We start from the raw sequence: 22,513 nt of genomic DNA, 5'->3' as shown, positions 1-22,513 counted from the left end.
GGTTCGCAAGGCTGCGCCCGTCACGACGAACCGATGCGGGCCGACGCCGCGGAGTGGGCGGTTTCGAGCAGGCTTCGGGCACGCTCCCGTAGCACGTGCTTTTGCACCTTGAGCGTGGCCGAACTGCGCGGTAGCTCCTCGACGAGGAAGACGTATTCGGGAACCTTGTATCCAACGAGCTCGGAACGGGCCAACGCCCGCAACTCCTCGGGGTCGACCGTCGTTTCGGGTACGGGCACGACGAAGGCAGCCCCGACCTCCTGCTTGCGCCGATCGGGCACACCGACCACGGCCACGTCACCGACCGCTGGATGCCGGGCCAAGCATGTCTCGACCTCGACAGGGTAGACGTTGAAACCGCCGGTCTTGTACATGTCCTTGGACCGGCCGCGGATCGTGATCGCTCCGTCGGGTCCGCGCACGCCGATGTCACCGGTTTCCCACCAACCATCTTCTCGTAGCGAGGGATCGGGGTCGAGCATGAAGTAGCCGGCGTGGACGTTGAATCCGCGTATGGCGATCTCTCCGGCGGATCCGGTCGGGCATTCCATACCGGTCTCGGGATCCGTGATGCGCACTTCGACACCGGGCAGCGGTAGACCGGCAGTGCCCAATCGGCGCTCGCGGGGCCAGGAGTGCAGGCTCTGGCTGATGATCGCCGTCGATTCGCTCATGCCATAGGCGTGGGTGAGTGATTCGATGCCCAGGTGGGCGGCGATCGCCGCCTGTAGTTCCGGTGTGATCTCGCCACCACCGCAGCAGCCTTTGACCAGGGTGTGGAGATCTCGAGCGGGGCCCTGCGCGGCCGCGTCACAGAGCATGGTGAAGTGGGTTGGCACACCGTAGATCGCGGTGATCTGCCGCTCTTCGATCAGATCCAGGACCACACCCGGATCGAATTCGTTCAGGATATCGAGACGGCACTGGTGGGTGAGCGTGTTCAGCAGTGCGTTCACCGCGCCGAAGCAGTGCGTCATGGTCAGATAGCACAGAAGTCGATCACCGCTGTCGAAACCCATGCGCTCTCCGCTGTTGAAGGCATTCAACAGGGCGGCGCCGTGTCGGGTCATGCTGCCCTTGGGCCGACCGGTGGTGCCCGAGGTGTAGAGGATATAGAGCACGTCGTCGGCATTGAGAGTCCCGGCCACGCTGGCAATGGCGCTCGTGTCGACGGGCGTTTCCAACAGCGCTTTCCACCGCGGATCCGGCCGGCCGTGCGCACTTTCGACCTGGAGACGGTCCACCCCGGAGGCGCTGCCAGACCCACCCAGCACCATCAACTCGTGGGTGAGAGCAGAGTCGAAATCCGTGTCGAGGGCGCGGTCGGAGATGACGAAGCGAGACCGAGAGTGAGCCACCAGGTAGGCCAACTCACCTGCGCGATATCGGGGATTCGCAAGGACATTGACCACGCCCAGCCGGGCGAGCGCGAACGCGATCACCACCCATTCGATGCGGTTGGTCACCGCAGTGGTGACGTGGTCACCCTTGCGCAACCCGAGTTCGACGAGCCCGGTCGCCAACCGCCCACTGCTCTGCCAGAGTTCGGCGAAGGAGAGCTCTGCCGAGCCGGCGGTGATGTAGGGAGCGTCCGGACGAGCCGAGGCTGCCATCGCAAGCGCTTCGCCCACCGTCATGTCGCCGAGTGACGGCGAGGCCATGATCTGTGCGGGGCTGCTCATGAATCGTCTCCAGCCGTACGCGAGCCTAAACAGTTAACTAAATTAATGTCGGACATAATACTTTGCCACAGGACGGAGAACAACGGGGTGCGGCGAATCCCGCGACTAGGGGCCGCTGACCAGGTGCCCGCGGCGCTTAGCTCACGTCCACCGGTAGCTTTCGGCGGCACCGAGCACCGCCTCCCTGATGCACTCGTCGCGGCTGGACTACCACGCCTCGACCCCAGATATGGTGTGCACGTCAGCTTTTCGTTCTGCTACGGATTGGCGCTCGCGGCCATTCGGCTCAAGTGGTCGATGAACCAGTCGCGGGCCAACACCGCCACCTGGTCGAGAGCACCCGGTTCTTCGAACAGGTGGGTGGCCCCAGGAATCACCTCGAGCCTGCAGGGTGCCGGGATCGCTGCTTCGGCCCGACGATTCAGTTCGAGGACCAGGTTGTCATGTCCTCCCACAATCAGCAGCGTGGGCGCGTGCACCTTGCTCAGCGCCTGACCTGCCAGGTCGGGCCGTCCGCCGCGGGAGACCACCGCGGCCACCCGCACCCGCGGATCGGCGGCGGCGACCAACGCTGCGCCCGCCCCGGTGCTGGCTCCGAAGTAGCCGACCGGCAGCGTCGCGGTGTCGGGCTGGTCGGTCAGCCACTGAGTGACGCCGACGAGTCGCTCGGCCAGCAAGTCGATGTCGAAGACGTTGGCACGGTCCACCTCCTCGGCCGGGGTGAGCAGGTCGAACAGCAGGGTCGCCAGCCCGGCGCGGTTCAACACCTCGGCGACGTAACGATTACGGGGGCTGTGGCGGCTGCTGCCACTACCGTGGGCGAAGACCACGATCCCGATGGGCTGCTCGGGCACCGTCAGATGCCCGTTCACCGTCACCTCCCCGGCACGGACCTCGACTTCCCCGTCACCGAGTCGTGGGTTGCCGGCGACACTTGCCGCGGCCGCGTCGGCGAAGTCGGCGCGGGCTCGGTCGAGCAGCGCGATCACCTCATCGTCGGAGGTTTGGGTGAAATTGCGGTACCCCTGCCCGACTGCGTAGAAGAACGGGGGGGTCTGCAGGCAGACAATCTCGTCGGCGTAGTCGGCGAACCTCTCGGCGACATCGTCTGGGCCAATCGGAACCGCCAACACCACCCGACTGGCGCCCTCGGCACGGGCGACCTGGCAGGCCGCCTTCGCCGTCGCACCGGTGGCCACGCCGTCGTCGACGATGATGGCCACTCGCCCGCCGAGTGAGATCCGGCCGTGGTCACCGCGGAACCTCTCCGAGCGCCGCTCCAACTCGCGCCGCTCCGCGCGTTCCACCGCCTCCATGTCGTCTTGGCTCAGCCGGGTCTGTTCTACGACAGCGTTGTTGACCACCCGCACGCCGTCCTCGCCGATGGCGCCGAACGCAAGTTCGGGCTGATACGGCACCCCGAGTTTGCGCACCACCAGAACATCCAGCGGTGCCTGTAGCCTCCGTGCGACTTCGAAGGCAACCGGCACTCCGCCTCGCGGCAGACCCAGCACGACCACGTCCTGGCCACGGAAGGAATCCAGGCGCGTGCCCAGCTGACGCCCGGCATCGACACGGTCCTCAAACGGTCTGTTGTCAGCGCGTAACCAGGCCAGCCGGCGACCCGGTCGACCCTGCGCGTCGTTACGGTCGTCCATGCTTGTCATGGCGCGAGTCTGCCGTGCCGACGCGTGCCTGCAGAAGGGTCCAATGGCCATATCGGCCTGGGACCAAGGCCTTCAACGAGGCCTTCAGGCTGCTTCCGGTCCCTGCTACGCGCAGTCGGTGCAGGTCGGCTGACCGTCAGCCGAGGTAGCCGACCGGCTGATGTGGTGAATGAGGAAGCACTTCGAGCACGTGAACTCGTCGGCTCGTTTTGGTATGACCGGCACGATCATGTCGTCGGCGATCAACTCCGAGCTGTCCAAAGCGAGCAGCCCCGCCGCGTCGGGCTCCTCGGTTTCGTCGACGACGAACCGTGTCGCTGCCCGCCCATGGCCGGGTAGCAATTCACTGAGCATCGCCTCACCGCTATCCATCGGCAGCGAGGCCGTCGCATCTTTGAGTAACGTCTCTGACCTGCGCCGGGTCCGTGTGGCACCCATCGTGCGCCTCCTTTCCACCTGAGATCCGCGGGCGTAGTCGCCGATCAGACCACGACATGTCGGAGCCTTAATAGGGTCGGAGGTCCCGATCCGGGCCATCAGCGGTCATAACTCGTAACTCCTTGGAATGCCGAGGAAACGCCTTGGAGGCTGCCGTGAATACTCGGGACCTAAGGCTCTGCTGACTGCTATGACCGGCTTCTAATGTCGGCTGGCATGACGAGAAGTTTTTTGCTCACAGCAGGCGCGGTGAGTGGACCGCGGTGCCCACCGCGCCCGCGACCGGAACGGCCATCAAAGCCGCCGAGGCGGTGATCAGCACAATGACTGCCTCGAGGCGGTCCACCCAACGCACCAACGGGTTACGGCTGAATAGCCACCGTATTGGCCCCCGCGGCCAGCGCATCCGCAAAGGTTCCATCAGGACTCCTTTGAGTCCTTCGCGGTCGTGACTCGACATGGTGATCATCACCGAAGATTGGCGACCCCCAGGGTCATGCGTCCCTAATGTGCAGGGGCTGCCATCACGAGCCCGGCCACCGACGCGATTGCGAGGTTGTCAACCGTGTCCGCCGTCCTCGGTTTCCTCTTCGATGATGTGCACGGCGGCTTCTTCCGCGGTGGCCGCGCCGCCACTGATGCCGACGTCCTCGGCCACCAGTTCTGGCTCGGTGTCTTCGCCAACCCCCAGGTCCGGCGCTACAAGTCGGCCTGCGCGCTGGGTTCCGACTTCGCCTCGCCGCGGAAACTCCACTTCGAGCACGGCGGCCTCGGCCCGTCGTCGCTCGGCTTCGTCGAGCGGGACGTTGATCCGTGATGCCGGATCCGGTTCCTCCTGCGCGAGCAGCTGATTCATACCCGCCGGGGGACGAAGTGGGTCATACCCCGACATCCGCTCCGGGGGCGAATACCCCACATCGAGGATGTCGTCGACGTCCTGATCGATCAGCGTGTCCAGCGGCTGCAACTGGTTCTCTGCGTCCACGCCGTTCTCGCCCGCCGCCGGATCGTCCTCATACGAAGCGCTCATGGTGCTGGTCACGTGTCAAAGGGTCACTGGCTGGCGATGGCCAACGGGGCACAGATCGACTTGGCGTACTGCGCGACCATGTGTTCGGGCAGGTGCCGCGCCACGTCGGCCTCGCTGACGATGCCGACCAAGCGGTCATCGTCCATCACGGCCAGCCGTCGGACCTGGTGCTCTTCCATGACGTTGAGCATCTCCTCGACACTGGCGTCGGCGTCGACGCGGTAGATATAGCCCTGGGCCAGCTCGCCGACGGTGGTCGTGTTGGGATCGCGCCCGGCGGCGATGCCCCTGACGACGATGTCGCGGTCGGTGAGCATGCCCTTCAGGCGCTCGTCGTCTCCGCAGATCGGCAACGCACCGATACCCTGATCACGCATCTTCTGGGCGGCGGCGGTCAACGTCTCATGCTCGTCCACACAGGTAGCCCCGGTGTGCATGATCTCGCGGACGGTGGTCATGATGTCCTCCTCGAATCGACCGGAACCCGGATGGTCCGACTCCTGATAGCTCGATACTCAATTGCCTCGACCAACCCGGCCAGGGTCCTTTGGCCCAAAAACCGAGCGACATTTGACCCCACGAGATGTACTGCACTGCACCACGCCGAGCCACGCCAGGGCCCGCGCGGGGACCGTGTAGCGGCAGATGAGGATCTTCATGTCCGCCATCAAGGGTCCTTGAGCCTCTGAGACAGTGACGTTGGGCGCTAGCAAAGTCAGGTCGGGTGCCGTTGGTTCGCAGACACCTTCCCGGGTCATTGGGGCGGGAGGCGGAGGGAGCAGATTCGCGCGCTCTTGACTGCCGCGGCGGCCTCAGCTGGCGAACCTGGCGAACAGTCGTGCACCGTCGCCCCGGCAACGGAATGCGTCAACCGCTGCTTGGTCGGGCTATCGATGCAACACTCCGTCTATGTCATTCACAGTGGAAGTGCCCACTCGCGGAGGCACGCATGAGCTGGCATTCACCGACAACGACTCGTTCGCCATCGTGGCCGGTGTCCTTGGAGTCCGCGAAGCCGAAACCGCGAAGGTCGTCTATTACCCGGCTGGGACGTGGGTCAAGGTGACGGCGGTGAATCACCCTCCCGGGGGAGTCGAATTCAGCGATTGAGGAGTGCAATCACGAGCACCACGGGATCATGAGTCCCTAGCCGGCGTCACCGCGACTAGGAGAAACCCCGGCAGTCTTGACTTCGGATGGGCGCGAAGATGTTCAGATCGTGCCCGTCGCACGTAGCTGCTCAAATTCCGGCCGCGTCGTAGCCTGCCAGGCGGGTGAGCACCTCTTCCGTATGCTGCCCGACGTGTGGCGCTGCTGGCGGTGCGAATCCGTCATCGGGATTGGTCTTTATGCACGTGCCCACCATCCTCTTCGAGGTCCCGTCAGGCTGTGCTTGCTCATAGACAAGTCGGCGAGCCTTCGTGTGGTCGTCGTCCAACAGATCGGCGCCCAAAAACGCTGGCGCACCAGCGATATCGGTCGCGATAAAGAAATCGGTCCATTCCCTGCGAGTGCGGGCCTTGAAGATCGCGGTCAACTCGTTGCGCAGCCAGGCCTCTGCCTCAACATCCTCTCCCGGCTTCTGGCGCCCCGGTTCATACAGATCCATCCTGTCGAGTGACTCGCAGAACCTCCGCCAGAACTTGTCCTCGAGGGCGATGAACACCACATAGTTGCCATCGCGCGTTTCGTAGTACTGGTATCTAAGCGAAGCGCGGATTCCCTCGCCGTAGTCCGGTTGACCATTGGCCAGCGCCGAGAGGTGTTGAAAGTTCCGGTTGATCGCGGCATCGACTTGGGCTACTTCGATGTACTGCGCCGTGCCGTCTCGCCCCGCAGCGTGCAGCCCGGCGAGTACACCCATCGCTGCGTACAGCGGCCCCGCCAAAACACCTGTTGTGCCTGTCGCCGCTCCCGAAAGACGTGGAGTTCCGTCCGCCTCGATGATCGGCGGACTCAACCCCGCGAAACAGTCGAAGGACAGCCCGTGGGTGGCCAACCGGGTATACGGCCCATAACTGCCCATGCCATTGAGAACGCAGTAGACAACCGACGGGTTGACGGCGACGACCTCGTCGTAGCCGAAACCAAGACGGTGTGCAGTTCCGTACCGAAGCCCGTCGATCACCACTGCCGATGTCGCGGCCAGCCGGCGGAATGCCTCTTGCCCCTCAGTAGTCTTGAGGTTTATCGCCACGCTCTTCTTACCGCGGTTCCACTGGGGCGTCCTGCAGCTCGCCGCCCTGTACCGCCGGACCGCGGAAACCACCGCCGCCGGGCGGCTCTACCTTGATCACCTCTGCGCCGAGGTCAGCCAGATGACCACCCAGCGCATCCGCGGAGAACAGTCACACCTCGAGAACTCGGACATCCTTGAGAAGTTCCATAACGCGACCTTTCCGGACCGGAGTGCGGACGCACCACGACGCGGCACGTCCTCGAACGTACGGTGCGGCTACATCATGGTGATTGACTTCAACTCGGTGTATTCCTCGAAGCCCCAGCGCCCCTGCTCGCGGCCGAGGCCGCTTTGCTTGAAGCCGCCGAAGGGTCCCCCGCCGTTGAACATGCCGCGCGTCGGTAGAGACCAGCCGGGGCCCTGACCGCCACCGGGATTGGCGCCAAGATCGGCACCGGGCGCGAGAGGCTGCACCATGATGGTGCCTGTCCTGACCTGCCTCGCGACGTTGAAACCCCTTGCGGCGTTGCGCGTCATCACCAGACCTGCCAGACCGTAAATGGAATCGTTCGCGATGCGGATGGCTTCCTCTTCGGAGCGGTAGGTCATCACCGCCAGCACAGGACCGAACACCTCTTCCTGGCATAAGCGCATGTCGCTGCGGCAGCCAACAAATGCCGTCGGTTCATAGTAGAAGCCGCGTGCGAGATGTTCGGGACGTTTGCCGCCGGCCACCAGCCGCGCGCCTTCCTGCACCCCGGCCAGAACGAAGGACTCAACTCGTTGACGCTGCTGATCCCTGATAAGCGGGCCGACGACAGCGCTGGGATCACGCGGGTCCCCGACCGTGATCATTGGCGCCATGGCTTTGACGCCATCGACATACGCGTCGAGCAGGTGCTCGGGCAACAGAAGTCGCGATGTGACGGTGCATGCCTGCCCGGCATGCATCAGCACTTGTCCGAATCCTATTCCGGCAACGCCACTTTCCGTGACATCGTCGAGAACGATGTGCGCACTCTTGCCGCCTAGTTCCAGCTGTGCGCGTTTCATCGTTGCCGCCGACAGTTCCCGGATGCGTCGACCGGTCGCCGTCGAACCGGTGAATCCGATCATGTCGACACCTCGGTGCGTACACAGCTCCTCTCCGACGTCCGCACCGCCCACGACCACGGGGCGGGCGGGGCTTGAACCCCGCGACCTACCGCCGCGGCTCGATTGAGCGAATTTTTCGCTCAGAGGTTGGCAATCGCCGGTAGCACCCCCAAGACCCCCGGCCCCTAGCTGGCGTACACCGTCTGCCCGTCGGCGTCGAGCAGGTACCGCTCGGTGCCCTCGGCCACCCGCGGCGCATCGGCGCCCAGCGACACCGCGATCTTGTTGGCGGCGTTGCGCATGACGTCCAACGTCAGTTCAAACGCCTGCTCCTCGGAGAAATGTTTCCGCACACCGTCGGCCACCTCCGCCGATATCCGCGCCGGCGACCAGATCAGCGCGTCGACGTATCGCAGCGCCGCCTTCTGCGCCTCCGTGAGCCACTCGGCCGATTCATACCGCTCGATCTGGCGGTACATCTCCTCCGACCCGCCCGCGTCCAGCGCCGTGCTCTCCCGCAGCGACTTGCACAGCCGGCAGTTGTGCTGCGTGGCCCCGCGCAACCGCACGACCTCCGTAGTCACCGGGTCAAGACCCCGTACCCGGGCCACCGCGGGCACGAACCCGTTCAGCAGCGCATCGATCGGATCGCCGTCGTGATCCCAGTCCACGACCTCGCGTGCACCGGGCCGGCCCAGCCGCAACGCTTCACATCCCGCCCACACCCGCGGGACGAAGTCGGCGATGAAGATCGCCACCACCGCGCGAAACGCGTTGTCGCCCAACGCTGACCAAAGTTGCGCACGCTGCGTGTCACTGATCTGCGACACATCGACCACGAACTGCTCGGCGAACGCCGCCACCACCGGGTCACGCTCGGCGGGCCCGTCCCCAGGGTCAGCCTCCACCGGCAGCGGCGGTAACCCCGATGCCTCGGCGCACGTCAACCGGATCAGCGTGTCCAGGCCGCGGTCGGCCGATGACATCGCCACCAGCCCCGCCAGCCTGTCGGCCAGTTCCACTGTGTCCATCTGAGGATTATTGCGCCTGGCTCACCGACGACATGTGAAAGTCCGGGATCCGCAGCGTCGGCATCGCCGCGCGGGTCGCCCAGTCGCCCCATTCCCGCGGCAACGTGACCTCGGTCGTCCCGGCCTCCGACGCGCGGCGCAGCAGATCCAGCGGGCTCTCGTTGAACCGGAAGTTGTTGACGGCCGCGGTCACCTCACCGTCCTCGACGAGGTAGACACCGTCGCGGGTGAGCCCGGTGAGCAGCAGCACCGCCGGGTCGACCTCACGGATGTACCACAACGTGGTCAGCAGCAGCCCGCGCTCGGTGTTGGCGATCATGTCGGCCAGGCTCGCCGTGCCACCGGTCATCAGCAGGTTGTCGGCAGGCACCGCCACCGGGGCGCCGAACTCCGCAGCGGCCGCGCGGGGGTACGCCAACGCGTTGATCACGCCGTCGCGGATCCAGTCCACCCGGCCGATGTCCATACCGTTGTCGAACACCGAGATCCGCTCCGAGGACGTCGTGGTCGCCACGAACGGGGTGCACTCCAGCCCGCTCGCGTACGGATCGGAGTACAGGGTCAGCGGCAGGTCGGTGAGCTTCTCCCCCACCCGCGTTCCCCCGCCGGGCGCCGACAGCGCGGTGCGGCCCTCTTGGGCGCCGCGCCCGTCCATCGTCCAGGTCAGGTAGATCATCAGGTCGGCCACCGTCGACGGCGGCAGGATCGTCTCGTACCGTCCGGCGGGCAGCTCCACCGTCCGCTGCGCCCAGTCCAGTCGCACCGACAGCTCGTCGAGCATCGATTCCGTTGGCACATCGATGAAGTCGGGTGTGCTCACCCCCACCCATGCGCTCGCACCGTCGCGTTTCGCGTTGATCTCCACCGAACCCGTCGGCTGGGTGTAGCGCCGTCGCAACCCGTTCGACGTCGCCACGAAAGTCGTCTCCATGACGTGCCTGGCGTAGCCGTACAGCTGGTCCCGGCCGCGAAAACCCCGCCTGGCGAGGGTGTCCGCCAGCGGCAGGAACACTTCGGTGCCGGTGCCGGGTACTGGAGAGTCCCAGTCCTGCGGCGCCTCGGTCGCCTCCAACGGCTCGGCGCTGTCGCGCGCTTCGGGCGCCGACGCGGCCGCCTCCTGCGATGCGGCTACCAGGCCGGCGATGACGCCAGGATCCACCTCGCTGGACCGTACCGATCCCACCCGCGCCTCTTTACCTTGGCGCACAATCGATATCACCGTGGTGCTGCGGCTGGTCGACTCACCGTTGGTGGTCATCGAATTGCCTGCCCAGCGCAGCGACGCATCGAGCCGGTCGGTGACCAACACGATCGTCTCGTCGGCCTTCGCCAGCCGAGCCGCCTCGGCCAGCGCGGTGTCGATGACCTGTTGTGCACCGATCACGGGTTACCTCCCCGCCTCGGCACGCGTGTTGAGCACGTTGATGCCGCGGAACAACGCCGACGGGCTGCCGTGGCTGACCGGCGCCACCTGCCCCGGTTGGGCCTTGCCGCAGTTGAACGCCCCGCCGAGGCGCCAGGTCGACGGCCCGCCGACGGCCTCCAGCGAGCCCCAGAAGTCCGTCGTGCTCGACTGGTACGCCACGTCGCGCACCTGACCGTCCAGCCTGCCGCCCCGAATCCGGAAGAACCGTTGACCGGTGAACTGGAAGTTGTAGCGCTGCATGTCGATTGACCAGCTCTTGTCGCCCACGATGTAGATGCCGTCGTCCACCCGGGCGATCAGGTCCTCGGTGCTGACATCCTCGGCGGCCGGCTGCAGCGACACGTTGGCCATCCGCTGGATCGGTACGTGGTGCGGGGAGTCGGCATAGGAGCATCCGTTGGAGCGCGCAACACCCAACCGCGGCGCGAACACCCGGTCCAGTTGATAGCCCACGAAGACGCCGTCGCGCACCAGGTCCCAGCTCTGTGCGCGCACGCCCTCGTCGTCGTATCCGACCGTGGCCAGGCCGTATTCGACGGTGCGGTCGGCGGTCACGTTCATCACCGGCGAACCGTAGCGCATGGTGCCCAGCTTGTCCGGTGTGGCGAACGACGTGCCCGCGTACGCGGCCTCATAACCGATCGCGCGGTCGTATTCGGTTGCGTGCCCGATCGATTCGTGGATCGTCAGCCACAGGTTGGATGGATCGATCACCAGATCCGTCGGGCCCGCGACGACGCTGGGCGCCTTGACCTTCTCGGCGAGCAGTTCGGGAAGCTCGGCCAGCTCCGCTGACCAGCTCCACACGTCGTCACCGGCCAAGACCTCCCAGCCGCGCGCGGACGGCGGGCACAGTGAGCGCATGGTCTCGAATGTGCCCGCGGCGGGGTCGACCGTGACCGCCTCCAGCATCGGCAGCACCCGCACCCGCTGCTGCGTGATCGACGAGCCGAAGGTGTCGGCGTAGAACGTCTGTTCCTTGACGGCGTTGACCCCGGCCGACACGTGATCCACACCGTCGGCGGCCAGCAGCCGCCCGGAGTACTCGCCCAGTACGGCGAGCTTGTCCGTCGACGCCACGGTGAACGGGTCGATCCGGTAGCCCGACACCCAGGTGACGTCGGAATACACCGGCTCGGCGGCCAGTTCGATGCGTTCGGCGTTGAGCGGGGCCAGCGTCCTCGCCACGCCGACGGCGCGGCGAGCGGTGTCGGCCGCGACCTCGGCGCTGAGCTCGGCGTGCGAGGCGAACCCCAAGGTGCCGTCGACGATCACCCGCACCGCCAGACCGATCTCGCGGTTGACGACGGCGGTCTCCAGCTCCCCGTCGCGCATCTGCACGTACTCGGTCGTGATCGCGTGAATGCGCAGATCGGCGTGGCTGGCTCCGGCGGCCACGGCCGCGGACAACGCCGTATCGGCAAGGGCATGTCGCGGCAGCTCGAGAAAGTCGGCGTCGACGCGTCGGCTCGCTGTCACGGCCTCCAATTTAGTGGGCAAGCCCTACGCGCTGGTGCCCGCCACCGTCAGTTCCAGCGCCAGTGCGGCGCCGCACACCACGGCGACGATCGAGAACGCCACCCAGTCAGCCCGTTTCGGTCGCGACGGCGCCGCCGAGATCTGACCCGCGCCGCCACGCGCGGTGATCGCGTCGCCCATCTCGTCGGCACGCCGCAGCGCGACGACGATCGCCGCCGCGAGCAGGTCGATGGCCTCGATCCACCAGCGACGGTGGCGTCCACGCCTGGTCTGCGGTCGCTGTTTGGGCCGCAGCCGGCGCGCCGCGTAGAGCACCCGCAACTCGTCGATCAGCATCGGGAACGCACGCAACGCCAAGGTCAACGTGACTGCCCATTCGTCCACGGGGATGCGCAGCACACGCAGCGGCCGGCCCAATGCCGCGACAGCCGGGGCGATCTCGGCGACGTTGGTGGTCCACGACACCATCACCCCGAGGCCCAGCAACACGATCGACAGCGCCGTGATGCGCAGGAAGTTGAGCAGCCCACCGAGCCCGAACTCGACCGAGCCCACGTCGATGATCGGACTGCCGCCGGCGAACGCGGCGGTGACGCCGCCGAGCACCAACAGCACCCACAGCCAGCCCGGGATCGTCGGCAGCACGCCGCGCGGAATGCGGGCCAGCCGCGCGGCCGTCAGCACCAGCACGGCCACCGCGCCGATCGGCACCCAGCCCGGATAGAAGGTGAGCAGGACGCCGATGCCGGCCACCACGGCCAGTTTGGTGCCGGCCCACAGTTGGTGGATGACGCTGTCGCCCGGCACGGGTCGCAGCAGCACGACCGGTTTGGGCTGGCGCCGGGTGGCGAACGCCGTCATGACATGCCTCCCGCCGCGGAGGGCGCCGCGACCAGCGCACCGCATTCCAGGTGCAGCGTGCGCGGGCACAACTCTTCCAGCCCGGTGAAGTCATGCGAGATCACGACGACGGTCAGGCCGGCGTTGCGCCGCAGGTCCTCCAGCAACCGCAGCAGACCGCGCTGGCTGGCGGCGTCGAGACCGGCCAGCGGTTCGTCGAGGATGAGCGCCCGAGGTGATCGGGCCAGCAATCCGGCCAGCACCACGCGGCGCATCTGACCGCCACTGAGTTGATCGATGCGCCGTTTGGCCAACGCCGGATCCAGCCCGACCATGGTAAGGGCTTCGGCCACCCTGGCGTGGTCGTCGACGGGAAATCCTGCGGCCGAGGCGATTTCGTGGCCCACATGGCTGCGCATCAACTGCAGCCGCGCGGCTTGGAATGACAGCGCGACGGCCCCAACCTGCTCGGAGGCCGGGGCGCCATCGAGCAGGCACTCGCCGACGGTGGGCACGGTCAGGCCGGCCATGATCCAGGCCAGCGTCGACTTGCCGGACCCGTTGAGGCCATGAATCAACACACCGTCGCCCTCATGCACGGTGAAGTTGATGTCGCGCAATGCGACGGCGGCCCAGGGGGTTCCGCTGCCGTATTCGTGGCCGACGTCGATGAGTTCGAGCACCGGGGTTGCGGACCGGCGGCCCGGGACGACGGTGGCGGCGGGCGCCGCCGTCGTCTCCACCATCTCGGTGTTGTCGGCCGCGCCATTTCCGGTCAGGTCGATGGTCCGGTCGGCGTTGTCGGCCTCGGCGTTGTAGTGGGTGATGTGCACCAGCGACATGCGGTGGCGTTTGGTCAGTCCGGAGAGCACCGACACCAACGACTCGCGGCCCTGCTGGTCAACCATGCTGGTGACCTCATCGGCGATCAGCAGCGAAGGTTCGCGGGCCAGGGCGGCCGCCACGGCCAGGCGCTGCAGCTCACCGCCGGAGAGCCCACCGGTGTCCCGCTCGGCCAGCCCATCGAGCCCGACCTCGGCGAGCAACTGCTGTACGTCGATGGTCTTGCCCGGCGGCAACCCCCAGACGACGTCGTCGGCGACCCGCGTGCCCAGCACCTGGCTCTCGGGATGCTGCATGATCACCGCGGTGCCGCCGATTCGGCCGAGGCCCACGGCGCCGGGCCGCTCGACGCTGCCCGACGTGGGTTCGCGACCAGCCAACACCAACATCAACGTCGTCTTGCCGGACCCGTTCGCCCCTGTCACGGCGAGGTATTCGCCTGGTTCCACGGTCAGCGACACGGGACCGAGCGCGTCGACGTCGGCGTTGGGGTAGCGGAACCGGACGTCGCGCAGGCGGGCAGGCACCGGTGCCACGACGCCGGTGTCGGTGGAGGATTCCAATTTGTGCACATCGGGGATGCCGAGCAGTCGCGACATCACCCGCGAAAGCGCCCACCAACCCAGCACGCTGACCATCGTGATCGACAGCACCCCGGCGCCGAAGAACAGGAACGGCCAGTAGTCCAGCGCGGTCGCGAAGTCACGCTTGAGCCGATCGGCCACGCCCTGCATATCCGGGATGCGGGCGAGGATGGCGGCGACGCCGTCGACGTTGGCGGTGACCGTGTCGAAGATCAGGGTACGCAGCCGCACCAGGATGGCCAGCGCTATCACGGTGGCCGCGCCGAACACCGCGCCGGCGATGACCGCGACCAGCACCACGGTCGGGGTGCCGCGGCCGCGGCGCTTGACGATGCCGGTGAGCCCGCCGATGTAGGCGCAGTTGAAGACCGTCATGAACCCGCCGAGCCCGGCGATGAGGAACGCGATGATGCCGCCGGCCACGGCAGCGGTGATGAGCACGCGCAACCGGTAGCGGTAGGCGAGCAGACCCATCGGGACGGTGCCAAGCAGCGCCAACCCGGCCGCGAACGGGACGACGACGGCGATGATCGCGGTCGCCGCCGTCAGCGCCGCCATCACCGAGGCCTGCGCGAGTTCGCCGGGAACCAAGGAACCGGTCCGCCGAGACGGCCTCGATTCCTCGGTCACGGTCATTACACGATTCTGCCAGTCCAAACGCGTCGAGCTCCATCGGCGCAGTTGTGCCGGGGACGCCGCCCACGAAATCCGGAAAATATAGCAAAGCTATGTAATCATGGCGGCATGTCGTCGACCCTCGGAGCCGACCTGCTGGCTGTCGTTGCCCGGCTCAACCGACTGGCCACCCAGCGGGCCAGGATGCCGCTCGGTTTTGCGCAGGCGCGGCTGCTGTCCACCATTGAAGACTGCGGTGAGGCCCGCATCTCGGACCTGGCCGCGCTCGACCACTGCTCGCAGCCGACGATGACCACCCAGGTGCGTCGGCTCGAAGAAGCCGGGCTGGTGTCGCGCACCGTCGACCCCGAGGACGCGCGCGCCGTGCTGATCCGCATCACACCCAAGGGCGTGGAGACCCTGCGCCAGGTTCGGGTACAGCGCGGTGCGGCCATCGACCCGTACCTGGAGTGCCTCGACGACGCCGACCGCAAGACGCTCGGCGAGGCAGTCGTGGTGCTGCGACGCCTCCTCGAGGACGCCGCGTCGCCTCAGCCGGGGAGCGATTTCGGCGCGCTTACCGACCCTGAGGGGCCACGAGCGCGCCGAAATCACACTTAGAGCGCGAACGCCAGGAACTGGGTGAACTGCTTGGCCGAGAAGTTGTCGTCGCTGACCAGTACCAGCGACTGGCGTCCATCGGGTAGCGGCGGGCCCAGCGTGATACCCTCCACGTTGTCCAGCGGGTCGACGACGTCGGTCAGGTCGACGAGCGGGGTCTTGGTCATCGTTCGCACCGGTGCGTCGCGCAGCGACGGCCGGTTCAGCACATCCTCGGCGTCGCCGACGCTGACCCGATAGAGACGCGCCTGAACGTGCGTGCCGTATCCGCGTTCCAGTACCAGGAACTCGCCGTCGTCGTCGAGGGCCAGCAGCTCAGAGACCCCGTTGTCACCACGCGGGCCCGTGTCGAGCTCATCGACTGGGTAGGCGTATTGCGCTGTTGCGGCGCGAGTTTCCACGTCGAACTTGGTGAACCTGACCAGCGCACCGTCGCTTTCGGTGGGTAGCTCCCCGTCCTCGTAGCGTGGGCCCTCCATCGCCGCCCACAGGTAGCGGCCGTCGGGCGTGAGCGTGAGCCCCTCCAGCGCGCGGTTGCGCCTCGGCCCGGCTTTCTCGCCGGACATGCGCAGCATGGGCGGCAGGGCGAACTCGCCGAGGTAGCCGCCGTCGAGGCCGGCGATCCGCACCGACGGATCGAGCAGCGCGTCGCGCTTCCGTTCGCCCTCGCTGGACCAGTACAACCGCTGGCGGCCAACGTCGAAGGCGATGCCCTCGGGGTCCGGCGGCACCACCGGCGGTCGCGCGTCGGCGTCCAACGGTTGGAACGGCTTGCCGTCGTCGTCCAGCAGAGGGTGTGTCGAGACGAACTCGACGGCTTCGACTCCGTTGTCCGACAGCGTGATCCGCGCCGTGTAGAAGCGGGCCGGGTTCTCCTCGGATCGGTCGTCGCTGATGATGTAGTACAGGTCGCGGTCGGGGTCGTAGCTCAGTCCGGACAGCCCGCCGATCACTGTGCCGTCGAAAGTCGCGTCGTCCTCGAGCTTCAGCGCACCGAGGTAGTGCGGCCCGTCGACGTTCGTGGTGCCCGAAACACCGCACGCGCAGAGCAGTGCGGTACCCGCGAACGCGATCAGGCGAACAGCTCGCACTAGACCGCCGTATCGAAGAGCGTTCCGACCAGGTAGGTCGCCGTGATGGCGACGGTGCCGAACGCCAACTGCCGCAACGCCCCAAACCACAATGGTCTGCGGGTGATCCGGGCAGCCATGGCGCCGGCGATGAGCAGTCCCAGGCCGCCGCACGCCAGCCCGGCCCACAACGTTTCGTAACCGAGCAGGTACGGGATCAGCGGAATGATCGCACCGATCGCGAACAGCACGAACGACGAGCCGGCCGCCACCCACGGTGACGGCTTCTCCTCGGGATCGACCCCCAGTTCCTGCACCAGGTGGAAGTTCAACGCGCGGTTCTCGTCGCGGTGCACCTCCTCGGTGGCCTTCGTCGCGGTCTCGCGCGTCATGCCCATCTCCGTCAGCATGGCTATCAGCTCCGACTTTTCGGCTTGTGGGTGCTTGCGGAAGGAGCGACGCTCCACGAGGACCTCAGAGTCGATCTGCTCGTTGGCGGTGGTCACCGATGTGTACTCCCCCATGGCCATCGAGAAGGCACCCGCCAGCAGCCCGGCGATGCCGCTGATCACCACGGTCGGCGCGTCGGCGGCGGCGGCGACGCCGGCGATCAGCGCGGTGTTGCTGACGAGGCCGTCCATCGCACCGAAGGTGGCCGCGCGCAGCCAGCCGCCGGTGACGTCGGCGTGCCGGTGGGTGGTCAGGTGCGGCACGCCGGTGGGCGCCTCCCACTCAGGCATGTCCGCACTCTCTCATGTCGTCGATTGAACCCCACCTGATTCGGCCGGATCCACTCAGGTTCACCTGCGTTTGCCGCATCACGTTTGCGTTGTCCCGCGGCGGGATACCGTGGGGTATGACCACCACCGCAGAGCACCTGCGCAATGCGCTCGACGGCCGTTGGCGCGACGTGAAGAACCAGGTGCGCGAGGAACTCTCCAGCGAGGTGTTCCGTCCGCACTACACCCCGAACACCGTCATCGCCCGCACCAAAGTCGCCGAGCAGATGAAGATCATGGCCGCCAGGGGCGCGGCCGAGGACGGGTTCAAGAAGGAGCACGGCGGCAACGGGAACGTCGGCGCGGCGGTCACCCAGATCGAGATGCTGGCGATGTCCGACTTGTCGCTGATGGTGAAGGCCGGTGTGCAGTGGGGGCTGTTCGGCGGGGCCATCGAGAACCTCGGCACCAAACGCCATCACGAGAAGTACGTGCCGAAGATCATCAACCTGGAGCTGCTCGGCTGCTTCGCGATGACCGAGACCGGCCACGGCAGCGACGTGCAGTCGTTGGAGACCACCGCGACTTACGACCCCGCCACCCAGGAGTTCATCATCGACTCCCCCACCCGCACCTCCCGCAAGGACTACATCGGCGGTGCGGCCGAAACCGCTCGGGTGGCAGCGGTTTTCGCCCAACTGATCACCCCCGACGGCCAGTGCCACGGGGTGCACTGCTTCGTGGTGCCGCTCCGCGACGACGAGGGCAACGATCTGCCGGGCGTGACCACCTCGGACAACCACTACAAGGGCGGCCTGCCCGGTGTGGACAACGGGCGCATCCAGTTCGACCGCGTGCGCGTTCCACGGGAGAACCTGCTCAACAAGTACGCTGACGTGGCCGAGGACGGCACCTACTCCTCGCCGATCGAGAACCCGAACCGCCGGTTCTTCACGATGCTGGGCACGCTGATCCGCGGGAGGGTCACGGTCGGCGGAAGCGCGGCCGCCGCGGCGCGGGTCGCGCTCGACATCGCCACGCGATATGCGTTGCAGCGCAGGCAATTCACCGAGCCCGACACCGACGACGAAGTGCTCATCATGGACTACCTGGTGCATCAGCGTCGGCTGCTGCCGCTGATCGCCGAGTCGTATGCGCTGCAGTTCGCGCAGAACGAACTTGTGGCCAAGTGCCACGAACTGCAGACGTCCGATGACCCGGATCCCGAGGAGCAGCGCGAGTTGGAGGCACGCGCCGCCGGGTTGAAAGCGGCCAACACCTGGCATGCCACCCGCGCGATCCAGGAGGCGCGGGAGGCCTGCGGCGGCGCCGGCTACATGGCCGAGAACCGGTTGATCGCGCTGAAGGCCGACACCGACGTGTTCACCACGTTCGAAGGTGACAACCATGTGCTGACCCAGCTGGTCGCCAAGCAGTTGCTGACCGATTACGCCGACGACGTCAAGAGCATGAGCCCGGTGGAATGGGTGCGCTTCGCCGCCGAGACCGTCGGCACCCGCGTCCTGAAACGCACTGCCGCACAACCGATCATCCAGACGATTCTGGACAACCGGCAGGACAACGAGGAAGAGGGCAGCCTGTTCAACCGCGGCACCCAGATCAAGATGTTCGAGGACCGCGAAGAGTACATGCTGTCCACGGTGGCGCGCCGGCTGCAGGGCAAGTCCAAGGAGATGAGCGCGTTCGACGCGTTCAATGCCGTGCAGGATCACGTGCTGCACGCCGCACGCGCCCACATCGACCGCGTCATCCTCGAGGCGTTCGTGGCGGGCATCGACGTGTGCGAGGACCCCGAAGCCCGCAAGATCCTCGACATGGTCTGCGACCTGTATGCGCTGTCGGTGTTCGAAGAGGACCGCGCCTGGTACATGGAGCACCGGTTCTTGTCCACGGAGCGCGCCAAGGCGGTGACCCGCGGGATCAACGAACGCTGCCGCAACCTGCGCCCGTACGCGGAGTTGCTGGTCGACGGGTTCGGAATCCCGGAGCCGCTGCGCTACGCCGAGATGCTGCACCCGGAGAACATCGTCGACACGTAAGCCGTCTGCGCGAGCAGACGTGAACGCCCCCAAATTCGGGCAATTCAGGGGGTGTTCACGTCTGCTCGGCGAAAGAGGGGGCCCAGCGCCGCGGGCCTACGAACGCGTCGGCCCGCCACCTGCTCGGTGACGGGCCGGCGCCCGAAGTGCTCTCCGCCTGTCAGCGTCGAGCTGTGGTGTCTCGTGCCGCGCTCAGGCAGGGCCGTGCCGCCGAAGCTCCGGGCGCGCACGGTCGTTTTGTCGCGCGGTGTGAACACGTCGGCGTCCTGACCGGTGTCGCCCCCGAGGACGCTTCTGTGATCGCGACCACATTATCGCTCTCGGCGGCCGAGCGCGTGAATTTTGCCGTGATGGCTCCCCCGGTTGGACTCGAACCAACAACCCTTCGGTTAACAGCCGAATGCTCTGCCAATTGAGCTACAGGGGATCGCTCACCCGCGAAGGTAGACGTCCGCGGATCGAGGGATGACTCTAGCTTACGTGCCGCGCGGCCCGCCAATACGCCGCCACCCGGCACGCACCCCGCCGGGTGAGGCAGGATGGACGGGTACGCAACGTCGACTGGGAGGGGCCCTGTGATCCGGTATCTCGTCGTATTGGCTGTCGGCTACGTGTTGGGCTCGAAGGCTGGCCGGCGTCGGTACGAACAGATCGCCGGGACCTACAAAGCGGTCACCGAGAGCCCTGCCGCCAAGGCCGTGATCGATGCGGGTCGACGCAAGATCGCCGACCGGGTCTCACCGGACCCGGCGATGGTCACCCTGACCGAGATCGACCCCGACATTACGGTCATCGGGCCCGACGCCGCGCAGCGCGGCCAGCGCCGCTAGTTGATGCCCTCGGTGATGGTGGTGCCCGGCAACAGCGGGCCGGTGCTGAAACCCGGGCCGTTGGGGCCGTAGAGGCCGATCTCCGGCGTACCGACATTGACGCCGTTGCCGGTGGAGTAGCCGAGGCACCGGCCGTCTTCCTTGTTGCCGAACCAGGCAAGACACGGCGCCGCCTGAACGTCAGGAGCGGCGGTGACCAGCGCGGATGACACGAACGGCGCCGCGACGGCCGCCACCGCGATGGCGCCGGCAGCAACGCGCCGCCGCAGCCGGTTGTTGGTCGATGTCACGAGCACGCCTTTCTGACCGTTCCCCGACGGTTTTATAGCGAGCTCACCCTATCGCGTTACAGGCACTCACGCAGTCATGTCGTCGCCGCTGGCCTGTTCCAGCAGGCTGCGGCGATAGGCCTCCATCGCCACCAGATCCCCGAACAGCGCGTGGTACTCGTCGCCCCGATCGACCGGCGACATGCGCTGCAGTTTCGACTTGACCTCGGCGATCTGGCGTCCCACCCACACTTCCTGCAGCCGGGCCAGCACCCCACCGATGTAGCGCGGCAGCCGTTCGTCGTCGTCGACGTTGATGGCCTCCACCCCGAGCTCGTTGACCAAGCTCGCCGCGGCCGGGGCCGCGGTCTTGTCGCGGACGACCTCGATCCACTGTGCGCCCGACAGCCCCGCCGACGCGCCGCCCGCGGCCTCGATCGCCGCTCGCACGGCCGCGTAGCCAGGATGGGTGAAGCTCTCCACGGTCAGCGAATCGAACACCGGCCCGGCCAGCGCCGGGTACTGAAGCGCCGCCTTGAGCGCCTCCCGCTGCGGCCACAGGGTCGGATCGTTGGGGTCGGGCCGCGCGGCGGCCGCCTCCGGCTGCGCGGCGGCCCGTCGCGGCGGGGCTTCGGTCGTCGCGCGGCGCCGCCGGCCGCGGTCGGGCATGCCGCGCTTCTGGGCCTCCTCGCGCACCCGCGACAGCACCTGGCCCTCGTCGCGCCATCCCGTCCAGCCGGCCAGCCGGCGCGCGTACTCGTCGCGCAGCGCGTAGTCACGGATCCGGGCCACCAGCGGCACGCACTGGCGCAGCGCGTCGACCTGAGCCTGCGGGTCGTTGTCGAGCACGTCGCCGTCGGGGATGAGGCTGCGGATGGCGAACTCGAACATCGGGATGCGCCGGGCCACCAGGTCCCGCAGCGCCTTGTCGCCGGATTTCAGCCGCAGGTCGCACGGGTCCATCCCATCGGAAGCGATTGCCACGAAGGACTTTCCGGCGACCTGTTGGTCGCCGTCGAACGCCTTCAGCGCCGCCGCCTGGCCGGCCTCGTCACCGTCGAACACGAAGATCAGCTCGCCGCGGTACCAGTTGTCGTCCATCATCAGCCGGCGCAGCAGCGACAGGTGCCCATCGCCGAACGCGGTGCCGCAGGAGGCCACCGCGGTGGTCTCGTTGGCCAGGTGCATGGCCATCACGTCGGTGTAGCCCTCGACGACGACGGCGCGGTGCGATTTGGCGATGTCGCGCTTGGCCAGATCCAGTCCGAACAACACCGAGGACTTCTTGTACAGCACGGTCTCAGGGGTGTTGACGTACTTGGCCTCCATCGGGTCGTCGTCGAAGATCCGCCGGGCACCGAACCCGATCACCTCGCCGCTGCTGGCCCGGATCGGCCACAGCAGCCTGCGGTGAAAGCGATCCATGGGGCCACGGCGCCCTTCCCGCGACAGCCCGGCGGCCTCGAGCTCCTTGAACTCGAAACCCTTGCGCAACAGGTGCTTTGTCAACATATCCCAGCCCGACGGCGCGAAGCCGCAGCCGAACCGGGCGGCGGCCTCGGCATCGAAGTTGCGGTCGAGCAGGAATTGGCGCGCCGGCGCGGCCTCCTCGGACTGCAGCGCTTCGGCGTAGAACTCCTGAGCGGCCGCGTTGGCGGCCAGCAGCCGGCTGCGGCTGCCGCGGTCACGCTGCACGTTGGTCGCCGAGGCGCCGGTGTAGGTGATCGTGTAGCCGACGCGGTCGGCGAGCAGTTCGACCGATTCGACGAAGCTGACGTGTTCGATCTTCTGGATGAAGGCGTAGACGTCGCCACCCTCGCCGCAGCCGAAGCAGTGGAAGTGGCCGTGGTTGGGGCGCACGTGAAACGACGGCGTCTTCTCGTCGTGGAACGGGCACAGCCCCTTCATCGAGTCCGCGCCGGCCCGGCGCAGCTGCACGTAATCCCCAACGACGTCTTCGATGCGGATGCGTTCACGAATGGCCGCGATGTCACGATCGGGAATGCGGCCTGCCACGCGCACAGTCTAGGCCGAG

At 67.0% G+C, this 22,513-nt stretch carries 22 protein-coding genes and 1 tRNA gene; 4 read left to right on the top strand and 19 right to left on the bottom strand.

What is annotated here, in order from left to right; genetic code table 11:
* Nucleotides 1-20 precede the first annotated feature (20 nt).
* The 6 genes from G6N28_RS20945 to G6N28_RS20920 all read right to left on the bottom strand — a co-directional run bounded on the left by G6N28_RS20945 (nucleotide 21) and on the right by G6N28_RS20920 (nucleotide 5,275).
* On the bottom strand, nucleotides 21-1,682 hold the full coding sequence (locus G6N28_RS20945; RefSeq protein ID WP_163903621.1) for a class I adenylate-forming enzyme family protein: 1,662 nt from the start codon (nucleotides 1,680-1,682) through the stop codon (nucleotides 21-23).
* A gap of 257 nt (nucleotides 1,683-1,939) precedes the next feature.
* Nucleotides 1,940-3,349 (bottom strand): phosphoribosyltransferase family protein, encoded by a 1,410-nt coding sequence (locus tag G6N28_RS20940; protein ID WP_235674644.1) that lies wholly within the window; start codon nucleotides 3,347-3,349, stop codon nucleotides 1,940-1,942.
* Nucleotides 3,350-3,454: 105 nt separating this feature from the next.
* Nucleotides 3,455-3,787: a DUF4193 family protein gene (locus tag G6N28_RS20935; RefSeq protein WP_163903619.1), complete on the bottom strand. Its 333-nt coding sequence runs from the start codon at nucleotides 3,785-3,787 to the stop codon at nucleotides 3,455-3,457.
* Nucleotides 3,788-4,022: 235 nt separating this feature from the next.
* The gene (locus G6N28_RS20930) at nucleotides 4,023-4,208 is read right to left on the bottom strand and encodes a hypothetical protein (protein ID WP_163903617.1); all 186 of its coding nucleotides are present in this window, start codon (nucleotides 4,206-4,208) and stop codon (nucleotides 4,023-4,025) included.
* 138 nt (nucleotides 4,209-4,346) lie between these two features.
* Nucleotides 4,347-4,817, bottom strand: coding sequence for a DUF5709 domain-containing protein (locus tag G6N28_RS20925; RefSeq protein WP_163906491.1), 471 nt, complete (start codon nucleotides 4,815-4,817; stop codon nucleotides 4,347-4,349).
* Between the two features lie 23 nt (nucleotides 4,818-4,840).
* Nucleotides 4,841-5,275 carry a CBS domain-containing protein gene (locus G6N28_RS20920; RefSeq protein WP_163903615.1) on the bottom strand — a complete coding sequence of 145 codons (435 nt, stop codon included), beginning with the start codon at nucleotides 5,273-5,275 and terminating at the stop codon, nucleotides 4,841-4,843.
* Between the two features lie 451 nt (nucleotides 5,276-5,726).
* Here G6N28_RS20920 and G6N28_RS20915 point away from each other — a divergent pair, with 451 nt between their 5' ends.
* Nucleotides 5,727-5,927 carry a hypothetical protein gene (locus tag G6N28_RS20915; RefSeq protein ID WP_163903613.1) on the top strand — a complete coding sequence of 67 codons (201 nt, stop codon included), beginning with the start codon at nucleotides 5,727-5,729 and terminating at the stop codon, nucleotides 5,925-5,927.
* Between the two features lie 130 nt (nucleotides 5,928-6,057).
* Here the strand turns inward: G6N28_RS20915 and G6N28_RS20910 are convergent, their stop codons facing one another.
* The 8 genes from G6N28_RS20910 to G6N28_RS20880 form a co-directional block, all read right to left on the bottom strand.
* Nucleotides 6,058-7,014, bottom strand: coding sequence for a CaiB/BaiF CoA transferase family protein (locus tag G6N28_RS20910; protein ID WP_264073047.1), 957 nt, complete (start codon nucleotides 7,012-7,014; stop codon nucleotides 6,058-6,060).
* Nucleotides 7,015-7,021: 7 nt separating this feature from the next.
* Nucleotides 7,022-7,114: a hypothetical protein gene (locus G6N28_RS27340; RefSeq protein ID WP_264073046.1), complete on the bottom strand. Its 93-nt coding sequence runs from the start codon at nucleotides 7,112-7,114 to the stop codon at nucleotides 7,022-7,024.
* A 158-nt stretch (nucleotides 7,115-7,272) separates the two neighbouring features.
* Nucleotides 7,273-8,163 (bottom strand): aldehyde dehydrogenase family protein, encoded by an 891-nt coding sequence (locus G6N28_RS20905; RefSeq protein ID WP_264073045.1) that lies wholly within the window; start codon nucleotides 8,161-8,163, stop codon nucleotides 7,273-7,275.
* Between the two features lie 113 nt (nucleotides 8,164-8,276).
* A complete protein-coding gene (locus tag G6N28_RS20900; RefSeq protein ID WP_179962126.1) occupies nucleotides 8,277-9,122 on the bottom strand; it encodes a carboxymuconolactone decarboxylase family protein in 846 nt (281 codons plus the stop codon).
* A 7-nt stretch (nucleotides 9,123-9,129) separates the two neighbouring features.
* A complete protein-coding gene (locus G6N28_RS20895) occupies nucleotides 9,130-10,506 on the bottom strand; it encodes a metallopeptidase TldD-related protein (protein WP_163903611.1) in 1,377 nt (458 codons plus the stop codon).
* Nucleotides 10,507-10,509: 3 nt separating this feature from the next.
* Nucleotides 10,510-12,027, bottom strand: coding sequence for a TldD/PmbA family protein (locus G6N28_RS20890; protein WP_163903609.1), 1,518 nt, complete (start codon nucleotides 12,025-12,027; stop codon nucleotides 10,510-10,512).
* Between the two features lie 24 nt (nucleotides 12,028-12,051).
* A complete protein-coding gene (locus G6N28_RS20885) occupies nucleotides 12,052-12,888 on the bottom strand; it encodes a CbiQ family ECF transporter T component (RefSeq protein ID WP_163903607.1) in 837 nt (278 codons plus the stop codon).
* Complete coding sequence (locus G6N28_RS20880; RefSeq protein WP_163903605.1) at nucleotides 12,885-14,930, bottom strand: ABC transporter ATP-binding protein; 2,046 nt, start codon at nucleotides 14,928-14,930, stop codon at nucleotides 12,885-12,887. The genes G6N28_RS20885 and G6N28_RS20880 overlap by 4 nt, the downstream gene beginning before the upstream one ends.
* A 108-nt stretch (nucleotides 14,931-15,038) precedes the next feature.
* Between G6N28_RS20880 and G6N28_RS20875 the strand changes: the two genes are divergently transcribed.
* Nucleotides 15,039-15,530 carry a MarR family winged helix-turn-helix transcriptional regulator gene (locus tag G6N28_RS20875; protein WP_163903603.1) on the top strand — a complete coding sequence of 164 codons (492 nt, stop codon included), beginning with the start codon at nucleotides 15,039-15,041 and terminating at the stop codon, nucleotides 15,528-15,530.
* On the opposite strand, the gene G6N28_RS20870 is transcribed toward G6N28_RS20875, so the two are convergent.
* Together G6N28_RS20870 and G6N28_RS20865 are read right to left on the bottom strand one after the other, a co-directional pair.
* A complete protein-coding gene (locus tag G6N28_RS20870; protein ID WP_235674642.1) occupies nucleotides 15,527-16,621 on the bottom strand; it encodes an esterase-like activity of phytase family protein in 1,095 nt (364 codons plus the stop codon). The genes G6N28_RS20875 and G6N28_RS20870 overlap by 4 nt on opposite strands.
* Nucleotides 16,621-17,340 (bottom strand): VIT1/CCC1 transporter family protein, encoded by a 720-nt coding sequence (locus G6N28_RS20865; RefSeq protein ID WP_163903601.1) that lies wholly within the window; start codon nucleotides 17,338-17,340, stop codon nucleotides 16,621-16,623. Before G6N28_RS20865 ends, G6N28_RS20870 begins: the two co-directional genes overlap by 1 nt.
* A 116-nt stretch (nucleotides 17,341-17,456) precedes the next feature.
* Between G6N28_RS20865 and G6N28_RS20860 the strand changes: the two genes are divergently transcribed.
* Nucleotides 17,457-19,379 carry an acyl-CoA dehydrogenase family protein gene (locus tag G6N28_RS20860; RefSeq protein ID WP_163903600.1) on the top strand — a complete coding sequence of 641 codons (1,923 nt, stop codon included), beginning with the start codon at nucleotides 17,457-17,459 and terminating at the stop codon, nucleotides 19,377-19,379.
* Nucleotides 19,380-19,730: 351 nt separating this feature from the next.
* Here the strand turns inward: G6N28_RS20860 and G6N28_RS20855 are convergent.
* A tRNA-Asn gene (locus G6N28_RS20855) sits at nucleotides 19,731-19,806 on the bottom strand.
* Nucleotides 19,807-19,954: 148 nt separating this feature from the next.
* Here G6N28_RS20855 and G6N28_RS20850 point away from each other — a divergent pair.
* Nucleotides 19,955-20,209, top strand: a complete 255-nt coding sequence (locus G6N28_RS20850; RefSeq protein ID WP_163903598.1) for a hypothetical protein — start codon at nucleotides 19,955-19,957, stop codon at nucleotides 20,207-20,209.
* Here G6N28_RS20850 and G6N28_RS20845 read toward each other — a convergent pair.
* Complete coding sequence (locus G6N28_RS20845) at nucleotides 20,206-20,499, bottom strand: DUF7155 family protein (RefSeq protein WP_407664985.1); 294 nt, start codon at nucleotides 20,497-20,499, stop codon at nucleotides 20,206-20,208. The two genes, G6N28_RS20850 and G6N28_RS20845, sit on opposite strands and share 4 nt — an antisense overlap.
* A 66-nt stretch (nucleotides 20,500-20,565) precedes the next feature.
* Entirely contained in the window at nucleotides 20,566-22,494 is a 1,929-nt protein-coding gene (dnaG, locus tag G6N28_RS20840; RefSeq protein ID WP_163903594.1) for a DNA primase, read from the bottom strand.
* Between the last annotated feature and the right edge of the window lie 19 nt (nucleotides 22,495-22,513).

It is taken from the genome of Mycolicibacterium pulveris (assembly GCF_010725725.1).
Taxonomy (GTDB): Bacteria; Actinomycetota; Actinomycetes; order Mycobacteriales; family Mycobacteriaceae; genus Mycobacterium; species Mycobacterium pulveris.
Note: the sequence above shows the minus strand (reverse complement) of the source record. Positions and strands in the feature narration are given on the sequence as shown.

What these genes read in the sequence shown, in the direction of transcription:
- G6N28_RS20930 (WP_163903617.1), bottom strand. Translation starts at nt 4,208, where the DNA reads ATGGAACCTTTGCGGATGCGCTGGCCGCGGGGGCCAATACGGTGGCTA.
- G6N28_RS20940 (WP_235674644.1), bottom strand. Translation starts at nt 3,349, where the DNA reads ATGACAAGCATGGACGACCGTAACGACGCGCAGGGTCGACCGGGTCGC.
- G6N28_RS20900 (WP_179962126.1), bottom strand. Translation starts at nt 9,122, where the DNA reads ATGGACACAGTGGAACTGGCCGACAGGCTGGCGGGGCTGGTGGCGATG.
- G6N28_RS20860 (WP_163903600.1), top strand. Translation starts at nt 17,457, where the DNA reads ATGACCACCACCGCAGAGCACCTGCGCAATGCGCTCGACGGCCGTTGG.
- G6N28_RS20945 (WP_163903621.1), bottom strand. Translation starts at nt 1,682, where the DNA reads ATGAGCAGCCCCGCACAGATCATGGCCTCGCCGTCACTCGGCGACATG.
- G6N28_RS20865 (WP_163903601.1), bottom strand. Translation starts at nt 17,340, where the DNA reads ATGCCTGAGTGGGAGGCGCCCACCGGCGTGCCGCACCTGACCACCCAC.
- G6N28_RS20915 (WP_163903613.1), top strand. Translation starts at nt 5,727, where the DNA reads ATGTCATTCACAGTGGAAGTGCCCACTCGCGGAGGCACGCATGAGCTG.
- G6N28_RS20885 (WP_163903607.1), bottom strand. Translation starts at nt 12,888, where the DNA reads ATGACGGCGTTCGCCACCCGGCGCCAGCCCAAACCGGTCGTGCTGCTG.
- G6N28_RS20880 (WP_163903605.1), bottom strand. Translation starts at nt 14,930, where the DNA reads ATGACCGTGACCGAGGAATCGAGGCCGTCTCGGCGGACCGGTTCCTTG.
- G6N28_RS20935 (WP_163903619.1), bottom strand. Translation starts at nt 3,787, where the DNA reads ATGGGTGCCACACGGACCCGGCGCAGGTCAGAGACGTTACTCAAAGAT.
- G6N28_RS20920 (WP_163903615.1), bottom strand. Translation starts at nt 5,275, where the DNA reads ATGACCACCGTCCGCGAGATCATGCACACCGGGGCTACCTGTGTGGAC.
- G6N28_RS20875 (WP_163903603.1), top strand. Translation starts at nt 15,039, where the DNA reads ATGTCGTCGACCCTCGGAGCCGACCTGCTGGCTGTCGTTGCCCGGCTC.
- G6N28_RS20925 (WP_163906491.1), bottom strand. Translation starts at nt 4,817, where the DNA reads ATGAGCGCTTCGTATGAGGACGATCCGGCGGCGGGCGAGAACGGCGTG.